15 protein-coding genes are annotated in these 23,571 nt (G+C 62.6%); 12 read left to right on the top strand and 3 right to left on the bottom strand.

All coding sequences use genetic code 11. The annotated features are described in order from the left end of the window. The first annotated feature begins 51 nt into the window (after positions 1 to 51). Complete coding sequence (locus HX866_RS26755) at positions 52 to 744, top strand: YoaK family protein (protein WP_177097223.1); 693 nt, start codon at positions 52 to 54, stop codon at positions 742 to 744. 14 nt (positions 745 to 758) lie between these two features. Here HX866_RS26755 and HX866_RS26750 read toward each other — a convergent pair whose 3' ends face one another. Beyond that, on the bottom strand, positions 759 to 1,634 hold the full coding sequence (locus HX866_RS26750; RefSeq protein WP_177097225.1) for a patatin-like phospholipase family protein: 876 nt from the start codon (positions 1,632 to 1,634) through the stop codon (positions 759 to 761). A 149-nt stretch (positions 1,635 to 1,783) separates the two neighbouring features. Here HX866_RS26750 and HX866_RS26745 point away from each other — a divergent pair, with 149 nt between their 5' ends. From HX866_RS26745 to HX866_RS26730, 4 genes are all read left to right on the top strand, one after another. After that, positions 1,784 to 2,389 carry a glutathione S-transferase family protein gene (locus HX866_RS26745; protein WP_177140722.1) on the top strand — a complete coding sequence of 202 codons (606 nt, stop codon included), beginning with the start codon at positions 1,784 to 1,786 and terminating at the stop codon, positions 2,387 to 2,389. Between the two features lie 154 nt (positions 2,390 to 2,543). Then, complete coding sequence (locus HX866_RS26740) at positions 2,544 to 4,301, top strand: flavin monoamine oxidase family protein (RefSeq protein ID WP_177140721.1); 1,758 nt, start codon at positions 2,544 to 2,546, stop codon at positions 4,299 to 4,301. Continuing rightward, positions 4,288 to 5,967, top strand: coding sequence for an alpha-keto acid decarboxylase family protein (locus tag HX866_RS26735; protein WP_177140720.1), 1,680 nt, complete (start codon positions 4,288 to 4,290; stop codon positions 5,965 to 5,967). Before HX866_RS26740 ends, HX866_RS26735 begins: the two co-directional genes overlap by 14 nt. A gap of 16 nt (positions 5,968 to 5,983) precedes the next feature. Beyond that, on the top strand, positions 5,984 to 7,996 hold the full coding sequence (locus tag HX866_RS26730) for a hypothetical protein (RefSeq protein ID WP_177140719.1): 2,013 nt from the start codon (positions 5,984 to 5,986) through the stop codon (positions 7,994 to 7,996). A 181-nt stretch (positions 7,997 to 8,177) separates the two neighbouring features. On the opposite strand, the gene HX866_RS26725 is transcribed toward HX866_RS26730, so the two are convergent. Continuing rightward, positions 8,178 to 8,588 carry a PA0061/PA0062 family lipoprotein gene (locus HX866_RS26725; RefSeq protein WP_177097232.1) on the bottom strand — a complete coding sequence of 137 codons (411 nt, stop codon included), beginning with the start codon at positions 8,586 to 8,588 and terminating at the stop codon, positions 8,178 to 8,180. Between the two features lie 28 nt (positions 8,589 to 8,616). Next, entirely contained in the window at positions 8,617 to 9,021 is a 405-nt protein-coding gene (locus HX866_RS26720; RefSeq protein WP_177097233.1) for a PA0061/PA0062 family lipoprotein, read from the bottom strand. Between the two features lie 219 nt (positions 9,022 to 9,240). On the opposite strand from HX866_RS26720, the gene HX866_RS26715 reads away from it, so the two are divergent. From HX866_RS26715 to HX866_RS26685, 7 genes are all read left to right on the top strand, one after another. After that, entirely contained in the window at positions 9,241 to 12,459 is a 3,219-nt protein-coding gene (locus tag HX866_RS26715) for an efflux RND transporter permease subunit (protein ID WP_177097234.1), read from the top strand. Then, positions 12,452 to 13,615, top strand: a complete 1,164-nt coding sequence (locus HX866_RS26710) for an efflux RND transporter periplasmic adaptor subunit (protein WP_177097235.1) — start codon at positions 12,452 to 12,454, stop codon at positions 13,613 to 13,615. The genes HX866_RS26715 and HX866_RS26710 overlap by 8 nt, the downstream gene beginning before the upstream one ends. Continuing rightward, positions 13,599 to 15,017 carry an efflux transporter outer membrane subunit gene (locus tag HX866_RS26705; protein WP_177097237.1) on the top strand — a complete coding sequence of 473 codons (1,419 nt, stop codon included), beginning with the start codon at positions 13,599 to 13,601 and terminating at the stop codon, positions 15,015 to 15,017. The genes HX866_RS26710 and HX866_RS26705 overlap by 17 nt, the downstream gene beginning before the upstream one ends. A 391-nt stretch (positions 15,018 to 15,408) precedes the next feature. Next, positions 15,409 to 15,924: an Hcp family type VI secretion system effector gene (locus HX866_RS26700; protein ID WP_177097239.1), complete on the top strand. Its 516-nt coding sequence runs from the start codon at positions 15,409 to 15,411 to the stop codon at positions 15,922 to 15,924. Positions 15,925 to 16,064: 140 nt separating this feature from the next. After that, on the top strand, positions 16,065 to 18,095 hold the full coding sequence (tssI, locus tag HX866_RS26695; RefSeq protein WP_177097240.1) for a type VI secretion system Vgr family protein: 2,031 nt from the start codon (positions 16,065 to 16,067) through the stop codon (positions 18,093 to 18,095). Next, positions 18,085 to 18,855, top strand: a complete 771-nt coding sequence (locus HX866_RS26690) for a DUF4123 domain-containing protein (RefSeq protein WP_371318723.1) — start codon at positions 18,085 to 18,087, stop codon at positions 18,853 to 18,855. Before tssI ends, HX866_RS26690 begins: the two co-directional genes overlap by 11 nt. After that, the gene (locus tag HX866_RS26685; RefSeq protein WP_177140718.1) at positions 18,852 to 23,570 is read left to right on the top strand and encodes an RHS repeat-associated core domain-containing protein; all 4,719 of its coding nucleotides are present in this window, start codon (positions 18,852 to 18,854) and stop codon (positions 23,568 to 23,570) included. The genes HX866_RS26690 and HX866_RS26685 overlap by 4 nt, the downstream gene beginning before the upstream one ends. Position 23,571: the final 1 nt, after the last annotated feature.

Here is a 23,571-nt window from a genome sequence, read left to right as displayed (position 1 = left end):
GTCTGGCCCCATAGCCGGCGCCCCCGACGCCCGAACCAGAAAGGACATGCCATGGAATCTCCCTTGCACCCCAGCGTAGGGCCGGCCCTCAGCTTCAACGGCGGCTTCGTCGACACCCTGGGTTTTCTGGCCTTGCAGGGCCTGTTCACCGCCCATGTCACCGGCAACTTCGTGACCCTGGGGGTGAGCATTGTCCATGGCACCTCCGGCGCGCTGCCCAAGCTGATCGCCCTGCCGGTGTTCGTGCTGGTGGTGGGGCTGACGCACCTGGCCGCGGTAGCGATTCATAGCCGGGGACTCGCACCGTTGCGCCTGCTGCTGATCACCCACACCCTGATATTGGCGGCCTTTGCTTTCCTGGCGATTCTCTGGGGCCCCTTTACCGACGGCGATAGCGCGACGGCACTGATCACCGGCATGACCGGGGTCACCGCCATGGCGATTCAGAACGCGATTTCCCGCCAACATATGAAAGGCACGCCGCCGACCACCCTGATGACGGGCAACGTCACCCAGTTCGCCGTCGATGTGTTTGCCCTGTGGAGCGAGCGCGATCCCGAGCAACAAAGCGTGATCAAGCAACGCCTGAAACCGATCTGCACGACGCTGCTGGCCTTTGCCTCAGGCTGCGTCGGTGCCGCCCTGCTCTATCTGGCCTGGGGGTTATGGGCGCTGATCCTGCCGGTGGTGGTCGCCGTGGGCGTGTGCCTGGGTGTTTATCGCAGCGACCGGCCCAAGCCGTAACCAGCGTCAGTTCCTCAGTGTCCGGGCACCGAGGAGTGAGTGTGGGCCTGCAATGAATCGGGCACGCCGGTACGCACCAGCCCGCCCTCCTCGATCCAGGCGCAGGTTTGCTCATAGGCGCGCTGCAACAACGCGTCGGTCTGGCTGAAGTCAAAGACCGAGATCCCCAAGGGACACAAGGGCGCGACCACGTGAATCCCCGCCCGGTGCGCGTAGAGTTCGATATCGCGCACCAGTTGCCGCATGCTCATCAGGTTCAAGGTGTGCAGCGCCAGGGCCACCAGGCCGGCAGGCGGTTGTGGGCAAGCGCAACCGAACCCCGTCGGCACCACGATGATGCGGTTGGCCCCCAGGTCGACCGCGCTGGCAATCGGTGTATTACTCGCCACGCCACCATCGACCAACAGCTTGTCGCCGATCTTCACGAAAGGAAATACCAGCGGGATCGCCGCGCTGGCCAGTAACGCCTGTTGCGCACTGCCGCTGGACAACCGCTCTTCGGCCCCGGTCAGCAGATTAGTGGTGACGATATGCAGTGGCAGGACCGTGTCTTCGATCCGCGCCACGGGCAACGCGCGCTTGACCAGACGCTCCAGCGCCGTGGCCTGCAACAGAAAGCCGCGCCGATTGATCAACGCCCTCAGGGTGTCGAGCAACGACAGGGGAAACACATCGCCCTTGCGCAAACCACGCCAGAAGTCCGCCAGTTCCTCCACACCCTCCGCGGTGGGACGTGCGGCGAAATAGGCACCGTTGATGGCACCGACCGAGGCGCCTATCACCAGGTCGAAGCTCACCCCCGCTTCCACCAGGGCCTTGAGCATGCCCACCTGGACCGCGCCGAGGCTACCGCCTCCAGCCAGTACGAGGGCCGTTTTGACAGCGTGCATGGCGGAGCCTCGCGCGTACTCGATGACGGTCTCACAGGAGCATAGCTGGCGACTTGAAACTCAACGCAATAGCCAACTAGTATTCCGTCAAAGCTCGATAGTCCCTGGGGCTGCCAAGATTTCTTCACCGCATCAAAAGGACAGGATCAATGAAGCTTATCGGTATGCTGGACTCTCCCTACGTGCGCCGGGTCGCCATCACTCTCAAACACCTGGGCATCGCCTTCGAGCACCAGTCGATTTCGGTGTTTCGTGACTTCGAGCGCTTTGCGCAAATCAACCCGGTGGTCAAGGCACCGACCCTGGTCTGCGACGGCGGTGAAGTGTTGATGGATTCCGGGCTGATCCTCGAATACCTGACGCTGATCGCCGGCCCCGGCCCGACCTATGCCAACCAGGCCGAACAGGTGCGCGGGCTGCGACTGATCGGGCTGGCCCTGGCGGCCTGCGAGAAGTCGGTGCAGATCGTCTATGAGAAAAACCTGCGTCCAGCGGAAAAACAGCACGGCCCCTGGCTGGAACGGGTCGGAGGCCAGTTGGCAGCCGCCTACCGGCAAATCGAGAACGAACTGGCGCGCCAGCCGTTGCCTGAAGACGGCACGATTCGCCAGGAAGGCATCAGCCTGGCGGTGGCCTGGAGCTTCAGCAAGATGATGCTTCCCGAACAATGCCTGGCGGCAGACTTTCCGCACCTCGAACACTTCACGGCCTATGCCGAGGGCCTGGAGATTTTCCTCAGCGCCCCGGCCACCTGATCCCCACGTTTTCCTGTGCCCTTTCATCCTGTCGGCGACCCATGAGTTGGCCGTCGACGGGATACCGTGATGGCTAACTGGCATTTCGGCAGAACTCGACAATACTTGGTCGCGATCGGAATCCTCAGTCACTCTCCTCGAAATGGAGTTCGCCATGAAGTCGCAAGAACTGGAACTTGACGTGGCCGTGGTCGGCGGTGGCGTCTCAGGCTGCTACAGCGCCTGGCGTCTGCAACAGGTCCATGGCGATACACAGAACATTGCCTTGTTCGAATACGGCGACCGGATCGGCGGACGGCTGTTCAGTATCACCTTGCCGGGCCTGCCCAATGTGGTCGCCGAAGTCGGCGGCATGCGTTATATCCCGGGCCCCGACGGCCATGTGGTGGTGGACAGCCTGGTCAAGCACCTCAAGCTGCCCAGCCAGGATTTCCCCATGGGCGCGCCCAAGCCGGTCTATTCGAAGAACAACCTGTTCTACCTGCGCGGCAAGCGCTTCCGTTATCGCGACTTCGTCGAAGCCCCGGAAAAAATCCCCTATGACCTGGCCTGGTCCGAACGCGGCTTCTGCCCCGAGGACCTGCAGGTCAAGGTGATGAACTACGTGTACCCCGGGTTCGACAAGCTCAGCCTGTGCCAGCAGATGCAGGTCACGGTGTTCGGCAAGGAAATCTGGCGGTACGGCTTCTGGGATTTGCTCTACCGGGTGATGAGCAACGAGGGTTACCAGTTCATGAAGGACGCCGGCGGCTATGACGCCAACGTCGCCAACGCCAGCGCCGTGACCCAACTGCCGGCCACCGAATACAAGGACACCACCGAGTTCCTGACCCTGACCAAGGGCTTCCAGAGCCTGCCCCTGACCCTGGCGGCGAAGTTCGCCAAGCTGCCGGGCAAACTGCCGGGCAAGCAGCGGGTGCAGATGAACCAGCGGCTGACCGCCATCAGCTACGCCAAGGACACCGACTTTCCTTACCGCCTGCACTTCCAGGCCACCACCACGGTGGACGGCAGCACCCGCGACAGTGGCAGCCCGTCCGTGGTCAAGGCGAAGAAAATCATCCTGGCCATGCCCCGCCGTTCCCTGGAACTGATCGACTCGCCGTTTTTCAGCGATCCCTGGCTCAAGGACAATCTCGGCTCGGTGCTGGTGCAATCGGCCTTCAAGCTGTTCCTCGCCTATGAACAACCCTGGTGGCGCGCCCTCGGGCTGGTGGCCGGGCGCTCGGTCACCGACCTGCCAGTGCGACAGATCTACTACATGGGCACCGAATGCGAGCAGAAAGGCGGCGAACCGACGCTCAACTCATTGCTGATGGCTTCCTACAACGACATCGGCACCGTGCCGTTCTGGAAAGGCCTGGAGGGCGGCGCGCCGTTCGTTGGCCACACGCCCATCAACCTCGCCGGCCTGCTCAAGAGCGAGCCGGTGGTGCCCAGGAGCCAATTCACCGTCAGTGATGAAATGGTCAGGGTGGCGCAGATGCAGGTCACCCAGGTCCATGACCAGGTCGAACTGCCGCGTCCCTACTCGGCGGTTTATCACGCCTGGGACGCCGATCCGTATGGCGGCGGCTGGCATGAATGGAAAGCCAATTACCGGCTCGACCAGATCATCTGCCGCATGCGTCACCCCGTGGAAAATCAGCAGATCCATATCGTCGGCGAGGCCTATTCCTATGGCCAGGGCTGGGTCGAGGGCGCGCTGACCGTGGCCGAATCGACACTCCAGGACTTTTTCGGGCTCAAGCGTCCGACCTGGATATCCAAGCACTATGCCCTGCTGCCGGTGCCGACACCCGACGGTTGCGCCCTGCATCCGGGCCAACGCCCGGCCTGCAAGGACTGCGCGGACACCCTGAATGAAGTGACTGAATTTGCCTATAAGGGGATCGACCATGGCAATACGTAGAGACTTTACTGTCGCTGACTACCTGCTGGCGCGGCTCGTTCAACTGGGTGTCCACAAGGTGTTCCAGGTCCCCGGCGACTATGTGTCGGGGTTCATGAACGCCCTGGAGAAATCCAGCGATATCCAGCCAGTCGGCGAAGTCAATGAAATGAGCGCCGCCTATGCCGCCGATGGCTACGCCCGCTACACCGGAATCGGCGCCGTGTCGCTGCAATACGGGGTCGGCACCTTCAGCGCGGTGAATGCCATTGCCGGCGCCTATGTCGAACGCAACGCGGTGGTGGTCATCAGCGCCAGCCCATCGGCGAAAAACCGCCATATCATCTGGTCCGAGGATGTCCTGTTCCATCACTCCACCGGCGACCTGGACGTCGGACGCAAGGTCTTCGAAAACATCACCGTGGCCTGCGAACTGCTGGACGACAGCCGCACCGCGCCGGCACTGATCGACCGGGCGCTGGTGGCCGCTATCAGCCAGCGCCGGCCGATCTACCTGGAAGCCTGGAAGAACGTCTGGGGCGAGCCCTGCGAAGAACCGCTAGGCGAACTCTCCGCCGTACCGGCGGCCTGTGATCTGCCGTCACTGGACGCTGCGGTCGAGACCTCGGTGCAGCGCCTGCGTGAAGCGAAAAAACCCTTGATCATGCTCGGCATCGAGATCGCCCGTTTCGGCCTGCAAAAACAGGCGCTGCACCTGATCGAAGCCAGCGGCCTGTCGTTCACCACGTCACTGGAAGCCAAGACCGTCCTCGACGAGAATCACCCGCAGTTCATCGGCACCTATGCCGGCACGGCCTCACGGCTGTGGACCCAGGAGCTGGTGGACCAGACCGACTGCATCCTGGCCATCGGGGTGATCTTCACCGACGACTACCTGCAACTGCTGGAGAAGGATTTCGGCCAGATCATCCTGGTCAACACCCAGTTGGCCCGCACCGGCCTGCAGTATTACCCCCATGTTCCCCTGCCCCAGTACCTGACCGCCCTGACCAGCGCACTCGGCCTGGACAAGGATTTCCCACTGCCCTTGCGGCCACGGGAACCACTCTCACCGCTGCTGCACGCCGCCAGCAGCGATACACCCCTGGGTTACGAGCTGTTCCTCGACACCCTCGCCGATTTCGCTCGGGAACAACGCCTGTGGGACAACAGCGCGCTGATCCTCGGTGAAAGTTCGGCGCTGTATGCTGCCAGCAATATCATGGGCATGCCCGAAAACAGCTTTGTCGCCGATGCCATCTGGGGTTCCCTCGGGCATGAGACCGGTTGCGCCCTGGGGGTGGCCATGGGTGGTCAGCGTCGGCCGCTGGTGGTCGCCGGCGACGGCGGGTTCATGATGATGTGCCAGTCACTCTCGACCCTGGTGCGCAATCGCGTGAATGCCGTGGTGTTCGTCATGAGCAACGAGGTCTACGCCATCGAGCAGGCTTTCGTGGACATCAACGCCTTCAAGGAACACGGCAAGTTCGCGCCGTTCGACATCCTGCCCAGCTGGGATTACCTGGCCCTGGCCAAGGGGTTCGGCGCCAAGGGCTACAAGGTCTCGACCCTGGGTGAGTTGCGCGAGTTGCTGCTCAAACTGCTGGTGATCGACGAGACCGTGCTGGTTCAAGTGGTCATCCCGCAAAAAGACCTGGCGCCGCAGATCAAACGACTCGCGTCCTGAAAGGAGAAATCATTACATGGCTGTACTGCGTCTTGCTGTCGCTGCCCTGCTGCTCACCGGCCTGTCCGTGGCCCAGGCCCATACCCACGGCGCCGAAACCGCCGAAGGACCGAAGACCTTCACCCCGGTCTCGCCCGACACGCCGTACCTCGAAGTCCTGCACCAATGCGTCAGCCAGAAGGACACCGAGCAAGGTCAGTTGCTTTCGGGCCTGGGCGGCACCCGCTACCCGATGGTCAGCCTGAAGGACGCCGATCAGGTCGAAGCCTTCTATAGCCAGGGCATTGCCCTGCAATACGGCTTCAACTTCTCCGAAGCGATCCGCGCCTTCTACCAGGCCAGCCGTTTCGATGAAGGTTCGGCGATGCCCTATTGGGGCATTGCCCTGTCGGCCAACTCCAATATCAACAGCGACGCCACCCCCGGTTGCGACCAGCTGGCCTATCGTTCGGCGCAGATTGCCCTGGACCATGCGAATGCCCGCCTCAAGGACCCGGACGCCAAGGCGCACTTCAGCGACCAACAGTTGCAGCGTGAAGTCGATTACGCCAAGGCGTTCCTGACCGCCTACACCCTCAAGGACGGCAAGGTCAGCCTCGACGGCGATGGCAAGCGGCACTACGCCGACGCCATGAAGGAACTGTCACAGACCTACTTCGATGACCTCGATGCCGCGACCCTCTATGCGGACGCCCTGCTCAACCTCACCCCCTGGAAATGGTGGGATGGCGAGGCAGCGACCTCCGATGAGGTGCGGCCGACACCCGCAGCCTATGAGGCGTTGCAAGTGCTCAACCGCGTGCTGGTGCAGGACAAACAACACACCGGCGCCAATCACTTCTACATTCATGCCATCGAGGAATCGCCGTTCCCCGACAGCGCCATGCCCATGGCCAATCGTTTCCGCGACCAGAACCCGGCCATCGGCCACCTGGTGCACATGGCCTCGCATATCTACCAGCGCACCGGCAACAATGCCCTGGCCAGCGTCGCCAACTACACGGCGGTCTCGGTGGACCGGGCCTACGCCCATCAGGTTGGCCCGCAGAGCCCCTACCCGCTGCACTACCTGGGCCACAACATTCACTTCCTGATCTGGACCCTGTCCATCGAAGGCCGCCAGAACGAAGCCATGAACATGGCGGAGGAACTGGTGGAAAACACCACGCAGTATTCGGCGCTGGAATTTCTCTGCAAGCAGTACCCTGACGAGATCCGCACCAAGTCGGACTACTTCTATGCCGTGCCCTACTACTTCGCCGTGCGCTTTCAGGACTGGGCAGCCCTGGAGCGTATCGAACCGAAAATCGAGCAAGGCCTGAAGACCATCAACGATACCTGCACCCAGGCCGACAAGGATTGGAAGCCACTGACCGCGCCTTATACCCGGGTCATGGCGGCTTATGCCAAGGCCTATCAGCAACTGACCCGGGACGGGCTGGACAACCCGGCCGCCAATGACGCGCTCAAGGGCTACTGGCAGGCCGTGACGGACACCCTGAAAAACACACCGGACCTCAACTACGGCAACAACAAGGCGACGGAGCTGTTCCGGATCGCCAACCTGGTCCTGTTGAACAAGGCCCAGGACAGCAGCCACGGCAAGCTTGACCTGGCGTCATTGCGCGAAACCGCGGCGAAGGTGTTTGGCAAGGATACCTCGCAGGCCCTGGCCACCGATCTCAAGTCACTCCAGGGCAATAACCAGGAGCAGATCGTCGGCGCCTGGCGCAAGGCGGTCGCCATTCAGGATGCGCTGAACTATAACGAGCCACCGGACTGGTATTACACCTTGCGCGAATCCCTGGGTTACGCGTTGCTGGCCCAGGGCAAGGCCGACGAAGCGGAAAAGGTCTTTCGCGAAGACCTGGCGGGCAATCGCCTGAGTGGTCGCTCGCTCAACGGACTGAAGCTGAGCCTGCAACAACAGCAAGGCAAGCCGGTGCCGGCGCTGCTCGACCAACAGTTGAGTACCGCCTGGCGCAACGCAACCATCAGCGCCGCGCCATCAGGCTTCGTCACGCCCTGAAGGAAGCCGCTACAGGGGCCCTGGCTGGACGCTATTCTGCGGCGAGACGCGGTTCTGTAGGAGCCGGCTTGCCGGCGATGGCGTCAGCACGAACACCGCCAGACTCAAGGGCCTCATCGCTGGCAAGCCAGCTCCTACAGAGACCCCGGCAGCACGATAGTTTTGTGGTGAGACGCAGACCTTAGCCCGGCAGGCACTGGAAGTCGCCTGTCTGGGCGACTTGCTTGCCATGGGAGTCCATCAGACGGGCGTTGACTTCCTGGCCCAGGCTCGACTCCACCAACTTGTAGTGCTCACCGGCCTTGAACTGGTTGTAGCTGACTTCACCCGAGCAATCCTGCTGGTTGCCATCGCCCCACGGCATCTCCACCAGCATCACGTCCAGCTTGTGGGAGCCCGGCGGCACCTCGAAGAAGCGGCCGTCATCGATTTTCTGGCCATCGACCTTCTCGGCGAGCATATCGTTCGGCGCTTCATTTTGCAGACCGATCCAGGCCTCGCTCGGATCAGCCTTCGGCATCGGGCCGGCACACGCAGACAGGAGAAAGGCCAGGCCCAGGGTGGGCAGCAGCATCAGGGGTTTGAATGTCATGGTGTTCTACCTCAAAGATATAAAGCAGTTAGATGCAGGAAAACTTCTTCGACTCGGCCACGGTCGCGCCGTGGTCGTTCACCAACGAGACGCCGACATCGGCGCCGCCTCCCGACTCCAGCAGGTGGTAGCGCTTGCCAGCCTTGAACTGGTCGTACTCCACCCGCCCGGTGCACTCGGGCTGCTCTGTATTACCGTTGGCGCCCTGGACCAGGAGCACTTCAAGATCGTGCTTGCCCGGTGCCACTTCGAAGTAGCGGCCGTCGTCGACTCGCTTGCCATCCAAACGCTCGGCCAGAAGGTCGTCAGTCGAACCTTGTCCAAGACCGATCCAGGCTTCGCTCGGATCAGCCTTGGGTACCGGTCCCGCGCATGCGGAAAGCAGGCAGACCAGTCCAAGGGTCGGTATCAACATCAGCGGCTTGAGTGTCATTGAGTGAATCCCTCTCATGTTCAAGTGCAGTATCACGGGGCGGAAAGCCCGTCGGATCGGTGCTAAGAGTGGCGAACTAGAGGCATTTGTACAAATGAACACACATGAAGGGATTTTCAGCCCTTATCTAAAAGATCCTTCATGTTAGTGAAAGCCAAACGTTAAGTTCCAAACGCAAGACTGCCGGTGATTGCAATTCCACTCCCCGGAGGTTCAGGCATGCTCGGGCTGGTAAAGACCGCACTGCTCAAGCCCTACACGTTTATCGTGTTGGCAATATTCATCTGCATCATCGGGCCGCTGGCGGCCCTGCGGACCCCCACCGACGTGTTTCCCGACATCGGTATCCCGGTGGTCGCAGTGGTCTGGCAATACAACGGCCTGTCCCCCGAGGACATGGCCGGCCGAGTGATCTATACCTACGAACGTTCCCTCAGCAGCACCGTCAACGACATCGAACACATCGAGTCGCAATCGCTGCCGGGCATGGGCATCGTCAAGATCTTCTTTCAACCGGGAGTGGACATCCGCACCGCCAACGCCCAGGTGACCGCGGTCTCGCAGACCGTGCTCAAGCAAATGCCGCCAGGGATCACCCCGCCACTAATCCTCAACTACAGCGCCTCGACGGTGCCGATCCTGCAGATGGCGTTTTCCAGCCCGACGCTGTCGGAAGCGAAGATCCGCGACCTGGTACAGAACAACATCCGCCTGCCGCTGACCTCCGTACCGGGGCTGGCCATTCCTACGCCGATGGGCGGCAAGCAACGCCAGATCACCCTTGACCTCGACCCTCAGGCGCTGGCGGCCAAAGGCCTTTCGGCCCAGGACGTGGCCAATGCCCTGGCGGCGCAGAACCAGATCATTCCAGTGGGTACCGCCAAACTCGGCCCCTACGAATACACGGTGCTGCTGAACAACAGCCCGCAGGTCATCAATGAACTGAACGACCTGCCGATCAAGACGGTCGATGGCGCCACCATCACCATCGGCCAGGTCGCCCACGTGCGTGACGGCTCGCCGCCACAAACCAACATCGTGCGGGTAAACGGACGTCGCGCCGTACTGATGCCGGCGCTGAAGAACGGCAATATCTCGACCCTGTCCATTGTCGACGGCATTCGCAACATGCTGCCGCTGATCAACGAAACCCTGCCGCCGGAACTCAAGACCTCGCTGCTGGGCGACGCCTCGGTGTTCGTCAAAGAGTCGGTCGGCAGCGTGGCCCGCGAAGGGATCATTGCCGCCCTGCTGACCAGTGCGATGATCCTGCTGTTCCTCGGCAGTTGGCGTTCGACCCTGATCATTGCCGCCTCGATTCCCCTGGCAGTGCTCTCGGCCATTGCCCTGCTGGCGGCCACCGGACAAACCCTCAACGTCATGACCCTCGGCGGGCTGGCGTTGGCGGTGGGGATTCTGGTGGACGATGCCACCGTGACCATCGAGAACATCAACTGGCACCTGGAACAGGGCAAGGCGGTGAACGACGCGATCCTTGACGGCGCCAAGCAGATCGTCGGCCCGGCGTTCGTTTCGCTGCTGTGTATCTGCATCGTGTTCGTGCCGATGTTCATGTTGCAAGGCATCGCCGGCTTCCTGTTCCGGCCGATGGCCCTGGCGGTGATCTTCGCCATGGGCAGCTCGTTCATCCTGTCGCGGACCCTGGTGCCGACCCTGGCGATGTTCCTGCTCAAGCCCCATGTGGTCGAAGGCGGCAGCGGCCATCATCCTGAAGATGAATTCATCAACCACCACGAAGGTGAACAGCATTCACGGCAGCGCAACCCCCTGCTGCGGCGGGTACTGAATTTCCAGCAAGGTTTCGAGCGCGGATTCTCCACCGTGCGCGACGTCTACTACGGTTTGCTGACCCTCGCCCTGGGCGTGCGCAAGCGCTTCCTGCTGGGTTTCCTCGCCTGTGTGCTGGCCTCCTTCGCCCTGCTGCCAAGCCTGGGCCAGGACTTCTTCCCCGAAACCGACGCCGGCGCCCTCGCCCTGCACGTGCGCTTGCCGCTGGGCACGCGGATCGAGGAAAGCGCGGCGGCCTTCGACCGGATCGAAGCACGGATTCGCGAAATCATTCCCGCCGAAGAGCTGGACAATATCGTCGACAACATCGGTATCCCGTTGAGTGGTATCGACATGGCCTATAGCAGCAGCGGCACCATCGGACCGCAAGACGGTGATATTCAAGTCACCCTCAAGGCCAACCACCAGCCAACCGCCGACTATGTGAAAAAACTGCGCAGCGCCTTGCCGGACAGCTTCCCCGGCAGCCAATTCGCCTTCCTGCCCGCCGACATCAGCAGCCAGATTCTCAACTTCGGTGCCCCGGCCCCGCTGGACGTGAAAATCTCCGGGCGCAGTGCCGAAGAAAACCGCGTGTTCGCCCTGGAGTTGCAACGTCGCTTGAAACATGTGCCGGGCATCGCCGACCTGCGTATCCAGCAATCGGTGGGCTACCCTTCGCTGGAAGTGAAGGTCGACCGGATGCGTGCCAAGGGCCTGGGCATCACCGAGCGTGACGTCACCAACACCATGGTCGCCTCGCTGGCGGGCAGCTCCCAGGTAGCGCCGACCTTCTGGCTCAACCCGGCCAACGGCGTGTCCTATGGTGTGGTCGCGGCCACCCCGCAATACCGCCTGGACAGCCTGCCGTCCCTGGAAGCGCTGCCGGTCACCGGCAGCAATGGCCAGTCGCAGATCCTCGGCGGCCTGGCGACCATCAACCGGGTGGAGAGCCCGGCCGTGGTCACCCACTACAACATCCAACCGACCCTGGACATCTACGCCAACGTGCAAGGTCGCGACCTCGGCGCGGTGGCCCACGACATCCAGAAGATCATCGACGATGCTTCGTCGTTGCGTCCCAAGGGTGCGATTGTCAGCCTGCACGGGCAGATCGACGCCTTGCATGAAGCGTTCGGCGGCTTGAGCTTCGGCCTGCTCGGCGCCGTGGTCCTGATCTACCTGTTGATCGTGGTCAACTTCCAGTCCTGGGTCGACCCGTTCGTGATCATCACCGCCCTGCCCGCCGCCCTGGCCGGGATCGTCTGGATGCTGTTCCTGAGCGGCACTTCGCTGTCGGTGCCGGCGTTGACCGGGGCCATCCTCTGCATGGGGGTGGCCACCGCCAACTCGATCCTGGTGGTGAGTTTCTGCCGCGAGCGCCTGGCCGAACATGGCGACGCCCTCAAGGCCGCCCTGGAAGCCGGCTACACCCGTTTCCGTCCGGTCTGCATGACCGCCCTGGCAATGATCATCGGCATGTTGCCGCTGGCCATTTCCCAAGAACAGAACGCCCCCCTCGGACGCGCCGTGATCGGCGGTCTGATCCTGGCGACCACTGCCACCCTGCTGTTCGTCCCCGTGGTGTTCAGCCTGGTGCATGGCCGCCAACCCAATCGCGCCGTAGCTGGAGAAGAAACCCATGACTGATCGCAAACCCTCGGGCAAACGCCTGCTCTACATGGGCGTCGGCGGGCTGACCCTGGCCGCCTTGCTGGTCGCCAACGGGATTGCCGCGCGAACCCGCCATGAAAAAGAAGTGACCGCCTGGACCGAAACCGCTGCCGTGCCCATGGTCAGCGTGTTCCAGCCCAAGCAGAACGCCGCCGGCGATACCCTGCGTCTGCCCGCGCACCTGGAAGCCTGGAGCAAGGCGCCGATTCATGCGCGGGTCAGCGGCTACCTGAAGGACTGGAAAACCGACATCGGCACCCAGGTCAAGGCCGGCCAGGTGCTGGCGCAGATCGACAGCCCGGACCTCGATCAACAGGTCGCCCAGGCCCACGCCCATATGCTGCAGGAGCAGGCCAATGCGCGACTGGCGCAAACCACCGCGATCCGTTGGAAAAACCTGGTGAACACCCACTCGGTCTCGCAACAGGAGGCCGATGAAAAAAGCTCCAATGCCTCGGCCGCCCAGGCCAATGCCGAAGCGGCGCAGGCCGACTATGCGCGGCTGTCGGCGCTGGAAGACTACAAGACCGTGCGCGCGCCATTCGCCGGGACCATCACCGCCCGTAACACCGATATCGGCCAGTTGATCAAGGCCGACACCGACAGCGACCCGGAACTGTTCGACATCGCCGATACCCACCAACTGCGGCTTTACGTACCGATTCCGCAGAACTACGCCAGCGTGATCCATCCCGGCCTCGAGGTGAAACTGAGCGTACCGGAACACCCGGGCAAGACCTTCAGTGCCCGACTGGTGGGTAACTCCACCGCCGTCGACTCGCGCTCCGGCACCCTGCTTGCGCAATTCGTCGCCGACAATCCGGACAACGCCCTGCTGCCAGGGGACTACGCCGAGGCGACCATCCCGATCCCGGCGGACACCCATGGCGTCAGCATTCCGGCCAGCGCCCTGATCTTCCGCTCCCAGGGCACCCAGGTGGCCGTGCTGGACGCCCAGTCCCATGTGCACCTGCGCGACATCCACATCGGCCTCGACCTGGGTGAACGGCTGGTCATCGACCAGGGCCTGAAACCCGCCGACACCGTGATCGACAACCCGCCGGACGCCCTGCGTGAAGGCGACCCGGTGAAACTCGCCGACGCCGGAGGCCAACATGTCCCCAAGGCTTAAGCGCAGCGCCTGGCTATTGATCGCGACCTTGCAGGGCTGCTCCCTGGCGCCGACCTACAAGCCACCGCAACTCGACTTGCCGGAACACTACCGCGAGCAGACCAGCGACGGCCCGTGGCACCTGGCCCAACCGGGCGACAAGCTGTCGGAGCAATGGTGGTCGCTGTTCCAGGACTCACACCTCAACGACCTGCAGCAGCGCCTGCTCAAGGCCAACCCGGACCTGGCCGCCGCCCTGGCGCACTACGACGGCGCCCAGGCCTACGCGGGCCAGTTGCATGCCGGGCTGTTCCCGCAGATCACCGCCAGTGCGCAACCCCTGCGCCAGCGCCAATCGGACACCCGCCCGTTGCGCGGCAGCGACCAACCGGCGGTGTACAACAGCAACACCGCCGGCTTCACGCTGAACTTCGACCTCGACCTGTGGGGACGGATTCGCAACCAGGTGGCCGCTGGCGACGCCCAGGCCCAAGCCTCCGGCGACGACCTGGCGGTGGCGCGCCTGAGCCTGCAACAGCAGTTGGCGACCTTGTATATCCAGCTCAATGGCCTGGACGCCCAGAGCCGGATTCTCACCAGCTCCCTGGATGACTACACCCAGGCCCTGCAACTGACGCGCGATCGTTACCAGGGCAAGATCGCCTCGGAAATTGACCTGACCCGCGCCCAGAGCCAACTGGCCGAGGCCCAGGCGCAACTGGACGAAGTGCATGGCCAACGCAACCTGGCCGAACACGCGATTGCCGAGCTGGTGGGCGAACCGGCCAGTGACTTCCAGTTGCCGCCGACCCAGGCCATCCTGACGATTCCCAAGGTGCCGGGTGCCTTGCCCAGCGGCTTGCTGCAACGCCGCCCGGATATCGCGGCGGCGGAACGGCGGGTGTTTGCCGCCAATGCCGGAATCGGCGTGGCCAAGGCCGCCTGGTACCCGGACTTCAGCCTGACCGGCCTGCTCGGCGGCCAGACCCAGGGCAGCGGCAGCCTGCTGTCGACGGGGAATCGCTACTGGGCGCTGGGGCCACTGGTCAACCTGCCGATTTTCGACGGTGGTCGTCTCGATGCCCAGGAGCATCAGGCCAAGGCCGAATTCGACGAGGCCTCGGCCCATTACCGCAGCCAGGTCCTGCGCGCGGTGCGCGAAGTCGAGGACAACCTGGCGCAACTGCGGGACTTGCAGCGCGAAGCCGTGGATGAACAAGAAGCGGTGAATGCGGCGCAGAACACCCAGACCCTGGCGATGAACAGCTACGAGGCCGGGGCGGTGAACTACCTGGACGTGGTGACGGCGCAAACCGCGGCCTTGCAGACCCAGCGGCAGTTGCAGGCGTTGCAGACCCGCCAGTTGCAGGCCAGCATCGGCCTGATGACCGCGTTGGGCGGTGGTTGGAGCGCCCAGGGCTGACGCCCCTTCTCTCTATTGTCTGAACACGGCCCCCTGTAGGAGCCCAGCTGGCTGNNCAGCCAGCTGGGCTCCTACAGGCCCCATTTCCGCCCTGTGCAACTGCGCCACTTTCACCCCATCCCCGGCGCTAAAAACGCCTCCTCCTGCCCCGCAAGGCCCGCCAAACGAGGCTCACAACCCACCTGGCAACTTCCTGCACAGCCATGCGCAAGACCTTGCGCACTTTTCCTGAAAAAACGACCTAAAATCTAGATTCGCTCGAGAAAAAACATATAACTAACTGTTTTAAAACAATAAATAAAAACAGGCACAACTCTTGATCTGTAGACCTGCGAACCCATCGAGCTTCCCTTGATGGCATCCAGTACCTCTTCGGACAAGGAATTCATCCATGCCAACACCAGCCTACCTGACCCTGCAAGGCACCAAGCAGGGCCTGATCACCGCGGGTACCTTTACCCAGGATTCGGTCGGGAACATCTACCAGCAAGGTCATGAAGACCAGATCCTGGTCCAGGGTTTCGCCCACGACGTCACCATCCCCCGCGACCCGCAGTCCGGCCAACCGACCGGCCAGCGCGTGCACAAGCCGCTGATGATCAGCAAGGTCTTCGACAAGTCCTCGCCGCTGATCTTCAGTGCCCTGACCAGCGGGGAAAACCTGACCAAATGCCGCCTGGAGTGGTACCGCACCTCATCCTCCGGCACCCAGGAGCACTACTTCACCATCGAACTGGAAGACGCCATCATCGTCGACGTGCAGTCGCGCATGCCCAACTGCCAGGACCCGAACCAGGCGCACTTCACCCATCTGGAAGACGTGTTCTTCAGCTACCGCAAGATCACCTGGACCCACGAAGTGGCGGGCACCTCCGCCAGCGATGACTGGCGCACCCCGGTGGCCTGATTGCCCCTTGGCGTCGTTCGGCCTTGCCGGCGACGCCTTCCACCGTTCTCTCAAACCTTTTGGCGCGCCGCGGCTTCGGCCTTGACGAAGGTTTCGTACGGCCCTGATTTCACGCCAAAGCGTTTTCCAAGGAGGAATCCATGCCAGCGCCGGCCAATCAACCTCGCTTTATCCTGACCGTCGAAGACTTCGAACATCCACTGCAGATCGCCGCCTTCACTGGCCGTGAAGCCCTGAACCAGCCCTTCAGCTTCGATCTGGAGCTGGTAGGCGAGCGGGATCTCGATCTGCAAAGCCTGCTGCACAAGCAAGCCTTTCTCAGGCTCTGCCCCTCGGGTGCGGGTATCCACGGACAGTTCTATCGAGTCAGCCAGGGGACACGCGGTAGCCGCCTGGCGCATTACCAGGTCTGCCTGCGTCCGCGCCTTGCCGACCTCGAACACCGTATCAACCAGCGCATCTTCCAACACCTCAGTACCCCGCAAATCATTGCGCAGGTGCTCAATGACCACGGCCTGTTCAGCAACCACTATCGCTTCCACCTCAGTGGCCACTATCCGCTGCGGGAATATTGCGTGCAGTATCAGGAGTCCGACCTGCACTTCATCCAGCGTCTGTGCGAAGAAGAAGGCCTGCATTTCCACTTCCAGCATGCCCCTGACAGCCACATCCTGGTGTTCGGCGACGACCCGGTATTTTTCCCCGCACAAGCACCTCGGCGTTATCAAACAGACAGCGGCCTCGCGGCGCCGAGCACGGTCGTCAAGCGCTTCGGCGTCCGCCTGGAAACCCGTAGCAGCCGCGTCGCGCGGCGCGATTACGACTTCGAAAACCCCAGCAGCCCCCTTGCACAGACACGCCGCAGCGAACAACTGCCAGACCTGGAGGACTACGCCTTCCCAGCGCTCGGCATCGACCCGCAGCACCGCAAACAGCTGGCGCAGCGAGCCCTTGAGCGGCACCGCGGTGCCTTCCGCCAAGCCCAGGGCCAAAGCGATATTCCAGCCCTGTCGAGCGGACACCTGCTGACACTCACCGAACACCCACACACGGCCTGGAATGCCCTATGGCTGTTGACCGAAGTCAACCACGAAGGCCGGCAACCGCAAGTCCTGGAAGAACTCGCAGCCACCGCCGACACCTCTGACGGTTTCCAACAGGGCTATCGAAACAGCTTCCGCGCCCTGCCCGGCGATACGCCTTTTCGCCCCGCATTGAGTCACCCGAAACCCCGTATCGATGGCAGCCAGACTGCGCTGGTGACGGGTCCACCAGGCGAAGAGATCCATTGCGATGCCCATGGCCGGATCAAAGTGCAGTTCCACTGGGATCGGGCGGCGCCCAACAACGATTCCAGCAGTGGCTGGCTGAGGGTCGCCTCGGCCTGGGCCGGAAACGGCCATGGTGCGGTGAGCATCCCCCGTGTCGGCATGGAAGTGCTGGTGAGTTTTCTCGAGGGCGACCCGGATCAACCGCTGATTACCGGCTGCCTGCACCACGCCCGCAACCGGCCGCCCTACGAGCTGCCCGCCCACAAGACCCGTAGTGTCTTCAAAACCCTCAGTTCACCCGGCGGTGGCGGCTTCAATGAGCTGCGCATCGAAGACCGCAAGGGCCAGGAGCAGATCTACCTGCACGCCCAGCGTGACTGGCAACAGGTGGTCGAACACGACCAGATCATTCAGGTAGGTCATGAACGCCACGACCGCGTGACCGCCAACAGCTACCGCGAATTCAGGGCCGACGAACACCGCACCACCTCGGCCGATCGCAAGACCGATATACGCGCCGACGATCATCTGAGTATCGGCCAGAGCCGGCATGTCCGGCTCGGCCACGACTACCGACTGCAGGCTGCCGAGGAGATCCACCTCAAAAGCGGGGCCCGATTGGTGATCGAGGCCGGCCACGAACTGACCCTCAAGGTCGGCGGCAGCTTTATCAAGATCGATGGCAACGGCATCACCCTGAGCCCCGAACCGGATGCCGAAGCCAGGGCGGTGCCGGGTGTCGGCACGCGGATTGCCACCCTGCTGCCCGGCCTGTTCCAGGCCATTGCCCCGCCTCTCCCGGCGGCGCCCTTGTCCATGGCGCAACTGGCCACCCTGTTGCGTGGCGCGGCGTTCTGCGAGGAGTGCGAGCAGTGCAAGGCAGGTGTCTGTGAACTCTGAATGCCTGACACCCGAGCGCTGGCTGGCCCAAGCCCCGATGGCACCTCACGAGCGGCTCTATCTGGTATTCAGCGACGCCAGCGCGGCCAAACCACTGGCAGCCCTGCGCAGGATCGGCAGCGCCACGGCGCCTCTGCCGATCTGGAGGGACACACCTTATGCCGATTGGCTCGAGGTGATGCCCCATGTCCTCGAACTCACGGTGCACAGCCCGTTCCTGTCCTGGATTGCCGACAGCGAATACCGGGATTGGGGCTGGCTGGCGGTGTCCTCCAACACCCCGGAACAAGTGGTCGCGCACCTGCGCGGACTGACCCAGGTAAAGCTGCCAGCGGGCGGCCCGGTGTTCTTTCGCTTCTGGGATGGCCGCCAATGGTTACCGACCCTCGATTTTCTCGGCACTGAAGCCAGTCAACTGCTACCGGGCCTGAGCCGCTATCTCATCAATGGTCAGGCGCGGTCCCTCGCCCATTCGCTCAAGGCCGAAGCGAAGACTTATCCCTGGTGGGACGTTCCGCCAGCGCTGCTGCAACACCTGTCCGGACAGTGTCCCGAAACACTGATCGACAACAGCCTGCAGTGGCTGAGCGAAGACCACCCCGCGCTGCATGACGCCGCGCCCATCCCCCACCTGCGACACAAAATCGCCCGTTTCCTGGAGCGCTCGGCGCCCGGCCCGAGCCGGCAGGACGCCCTGCTCGCCTATCTCATCCGGGAGCTGGCGGTCGCGGAGCTTCCAGCCAGGGAGGCAGACCGATGAACCGCATCGACTATATCGAAGCACAACTCGACGGCTTCAACGACAGCCTGACGGTCTATCGCGAGCAGACCCGCAGTTGGTATGCCCAAGCCCTGGATCAGCTCAGCGATGCTACGGACCTGCCGTCACTGCTGGGCATGGACCGGGTCATCCGCTTCGGTGACAGCCACAAGGTCGTCGGCCTCCAGGACCGCGACTTCCTGTCCAACGTGGCGCAGTGCCCCGCCAACGGTGTGCTGACCCTTGAGAGCCGATTCGAGTCGGTCCATGAAATTCCACTGGGTGACCTGTTGGTCGAAGTCATGCCGGTCGACGGCGGTCCTTCGACCTCGATCCTGCTGGACGCCCAGGGCAAGGGCAGCTTCCAGGGCCAGCCAGGGCAGTTCTATCGCGTGCGGGTGCAGGGCGGCGCAACGCCCGAGCAAGTCGACGCCCTGTTCGCCGCCTACTCGGACCTGACCCGGGACCTGGAAGCCTGGTTGCGCCGCGAATGGAGCGGTTTCAAGCCGCACTGGTCGGCACAGACCACCTCGACGGCACTGCTGGCCGTCGGTGAGGGTTTGGCCAGTGGTAGTTGGGAAGCGATCAAGGGCGTCTGGGAAGGGATCGAGCTGCTGTTCGACATCCTCAAGGACCCCTTGGCCTATGTCGACCGACTGGGCAGCAGCGCCCAGGAACTGGCCGACCTCGCACGACGGGCCCCGGCCGTGATGGAAAAGGCGATGTTGCTGGCCAGCGACGAGGCCGCGCTCTTTCTGCTGTTGCGCACCGCCGCGATCTGGCTGGCATCACTGCCGCCGAGTCAACTGGCCGGGGATACCGCGCATGTGGTGGCGAGCACCCTGGTTTCCGTGCTGATCGACCTGCTTCTGGGGTTGGTACTTACCGTCGCGGCGGCGGGCGCCGGCGTCGCCTACCTGGCCCTGCGCCTGAAGAAATACGGCAGCCAGATGGTGGAAGCCGGAACCCGATTTATCCGGGGCCTGTTCAGCCTGCTCGACGGCTTCATGGGTTATGTCGGTCGTTACAAGGCTGTCGCCGCCCGGGGTGTTGCGGGCGCGCAGAAACAGGGCGTCCTGCAGATGCGTTGGGACGGGCGCAAGAACGCCACCCTGCGCCAGAGCGAACACCGCGACGACGTTCCCCGCCAGGCCGCCAACCCCAACGGCCAGAGCGCCGAACGTGCGGACAAGACCCAGACCCACGGCTGCCCGGTGTCGATGGTCACCGGCGAAGAACTGCTGACCCTGGTCGACGGCGAACTGGACGGCCCACTGCCGTTTGCCTGGAGTCGGCTGTATCGCACCAGCGCCGTGGAAACCTGCCGGGGCCTCGGTCCTGGCTGGAGCCATGCGCTGGCCCAACGCCTGGTGTTCGACGGTGACGAGGTCATCTGGACCGACCAGGAAAACCGCTCCATTCGCTTTCCTCGCCCCAGTGCGCAACGTCCGACCATCCACAACAGCCTGAGCGAAGCGGCGATCTACCTGGGCGATACGCCTGACGAACTGATCCTGACCCAAGCCGGTGATACACCCTGGTTCTATCACTTCAGGTACGACCGGCATGGCGCCCGGCTGTTTTCCCTCAGTGATCGGCATGGCAATCGGCTGAGCATCAGCCATGACCTCGAGGGTCGTATTCACCGCCTGGACAACGGCCTCGGGCGGGCCCTGCTGTTGCGCTACGACCGAAGCCGCATCGTCGCGGTCGAGTTCCAGCAGGAACAGGCCGCCACTTATCTCGCCGACGGCTGGCAGACGTTGCGCACCCTGGTGCGCTATCGCTACGACGACCAGGGCCGTCTGATCGAGGCCGCCAACGCCGTCGACGAGTGCGAGCGCTACGCCTATGACGAACATCACGTCATTCACGAACGCCAGTTGGCCGGCGGCGCCGCGTTCTACTGGGAATGGCAAGGCGTGGGCAAGCTGGCCCGCTGCGTACGCCATTGGGCCAGCTTTGCGCAGATGGACAGCCGCTACTCCTGGGACGACGACGGCAGTGTCACTGCCCATCACATTGACGGCAGCGAAGAAGTCTTTGTCCACGATGACCGCGCACGCCTGATCCGCAAGGTCGATCCCGAGGGTGCCGAGCAACACAAGGCCTACGACGCCCAAGGCCGGCTGATTGCCGAAAAGGATGCCCTGGGCGCCATCACCGAATATCGCTACAGCGAAGCCGGTCGGCTGCTGGCCATTGTTCCGCCCGAAGACGAACCGACCCTCTACGAGTATCACAACGGTCACGTATGCAGCGTGCAACGTGGCCGGGCACGTTGGAAATATGCCCACAACCCCCGGGGCGATATCACCCGCAAGACCGACCCTGCGGGCCAGGTCACCGAGTATGAATACGACCGCCGTGGCCTGCTGAGCGAGATCCAGCATCCGGACGGCAGCCGACACAGCCTCATCTGGGACCGACTCGGCCATCTGCTGGAAGAACGACTGCCCGACGGCAGCCAGCTGAAATATGGCTACGACGAACACGGTCGGCAAACCAGCCGCCAGACAGCGGACGGTGCCACCACCCGCTACGGATGGGACGCTATTGGCCGCCTGATCCAGGTTGAAATGCCGGGAGGTGCCAAACGTCGTTTCAGCTACAACGCCTACGGCAAGATCACGGCCGAGACCGACGAGCTGGGCCGGGTCACGCGTTATGAATACGCGGACAATCTGCATCTGGTCAGTCGCCGCCTCAACCCCGACGGCAGCCAGCTGAATTATCGTTATGACAATGCCCGGCTGCTGCTCAGCGACATCGAGAACGAACGTGGCGAGCGCTACCACCTCACCTATTACCCCAACGGCCTGATCCGCGAAGAAACCGGCTTCGATGGGCGGCGCAGCGCCTACGCCTACGACCTCAACGGCCATCTGCTGGAGAAAACGGAGTTCGGCGACGACGGCAGCGAACTCGTCACCGCCTACCAACGCGACAGCGCCGGGCGCCTGCGGCTCAAGAGCCTCGCCGATGGCCGCAAGGTCCACTATCACTACGATGGGCTGGGCCGCCTGGTCAGCGTCGACGACGGACACTGGCCGCTGACCTACGGCTACGACAGCCAGGATCGCCTGACCAGCGAACACCAGGGCTGGGCCACCCAACGCTATCGCTACGATGCCGTGGGCCAGTTGATTCACTGCCGTTTGCCGGACGGCAACCTGATCGACTATCGCTACCTGCCGGGCGGAAGATTGATCGGGGTCGATCTCAACGACCGGCACCTGACCCGCCACCGCTTCGAGGCCGGCCGCGAGCGCCTGCGTCAGCAGGGCAAACTGCTCAGTCATTATCATTACGACGAGCAGGGTCGGCTGCTGAAACACAGCGTCAACCAGGACAATAGCGGGCGTTACCAGCGTTTCTACGCCTATGAAGCCAACGGCAACCTGGCGAGCATCGACGACAGCCGCCACGGCCTGCGCCGTTACCAGTACGACCCGCTGGACCGACTGAGCGAAGTGCGCGGCGATCCTTGCGAACGTTTCGCCCACGACCCTGCCGGCAACCTGTTGGGCGACAGCCCGCGCATGGCGCGCACCCGGGGCAACCGCCTGTTGTTTCGCGGCCACAGCCATTTTGACTATGACGCCTTCGGCAACCTGATCCGAGAGCGCAATGGGACCGAGCCAGAACTCGTCACCGAATATCGCTATGACTGCCAGCACCGGTTGGTCGGTGTCAGCCTGCCGAATGGCGGCACGGTCAGCTACCGCTACGACGCGTTTGGCCGGCGTATTGCCAAGACCTGTGAAGACCGGACCACGGAATACCTCTGGCAGGGCGACCGGCTGATTGCCGAAAGCGGTCCGGCGCATTACCGCAGCTACCTGTACGAACCGGACAGTTTCCGGCCCTTGGCCCTGCTCAATGGCGAGGGGCCGGAACAGGTCGAGGCGTTTCATTACCAACTCGACCATCTGGGCACACCCCAGGAGCTCACGGACGAAGCAGGCAATATCCGCTGGGCGGCGCGCTACTACGCCTATGGCCGGATAGCCCACCTCGACCGTGCCGATATCGACAACCCGTTGCGTTTCCAGGGCCAGTATTTCGATACAGAAACCGGCTTACACTACAACCGCCATCGCTACTACAATCCCGAAACCGGCCGCTACCTCACCCCCGACCCGATCAAACTGGCCGGTGGGCTGAACGCCTACCAGTACGCGCCTAACCCTACGGGGTGGGTGGATCCGCTGGGGTTGAGCTGTGAGTGCCCTGGCCCAGATACAAAGAAAAACGACACAAACCGCTCCCAAGGACCTAATACTGAAAGTGGGGAGCCAAAGGCTCCGGATACAAATAGAGATAAAAGCTATCTCTATAGAGGAGAAAACAAATATCGTCCCAGTGAGATCTTCGAGCACGGCTTCAAAAGCAAAGGTGATAGCACAGACCTGTACTTACACGCACTAAACAGTAATGATCCGCCCAGCAACTTTATAAGCACCTCCACATCCAAAGACGTCGCAATAGATTTTGCAACCAATTTCCGAAGTAAAAAAGGATATTTATTTACTCTAAAAAAAATCCATGGCCGCGACGTAAACAAAGAGCTAGGAAAGAAATCAGAGCACCAATATGAAATGGAAATAGCCATACCGAACCGTATCAATAGCGAGGATATTTTAGGTGCTACCCCACTGAAACCAGACGGTAGCTACGTCGGGCACTCCATACCAAACCCTCGGAGAAAATAAA

The sequence above is a fragment of the Pseudomonas gingeri genome (genome assembly GCF_013386165.1).
GTDB lineage: Bacteria > Pseudomonadota > Gammaproteobacteria > Pseudomonadales > Pseudomonadaceae > Aquipseudomonas > Aquipseudomonas gingeri_C.
Note: the sequence above shows the minus strand (reverse complement) of the source record. Positions and strands in the feature narration are given on the sequence as shown.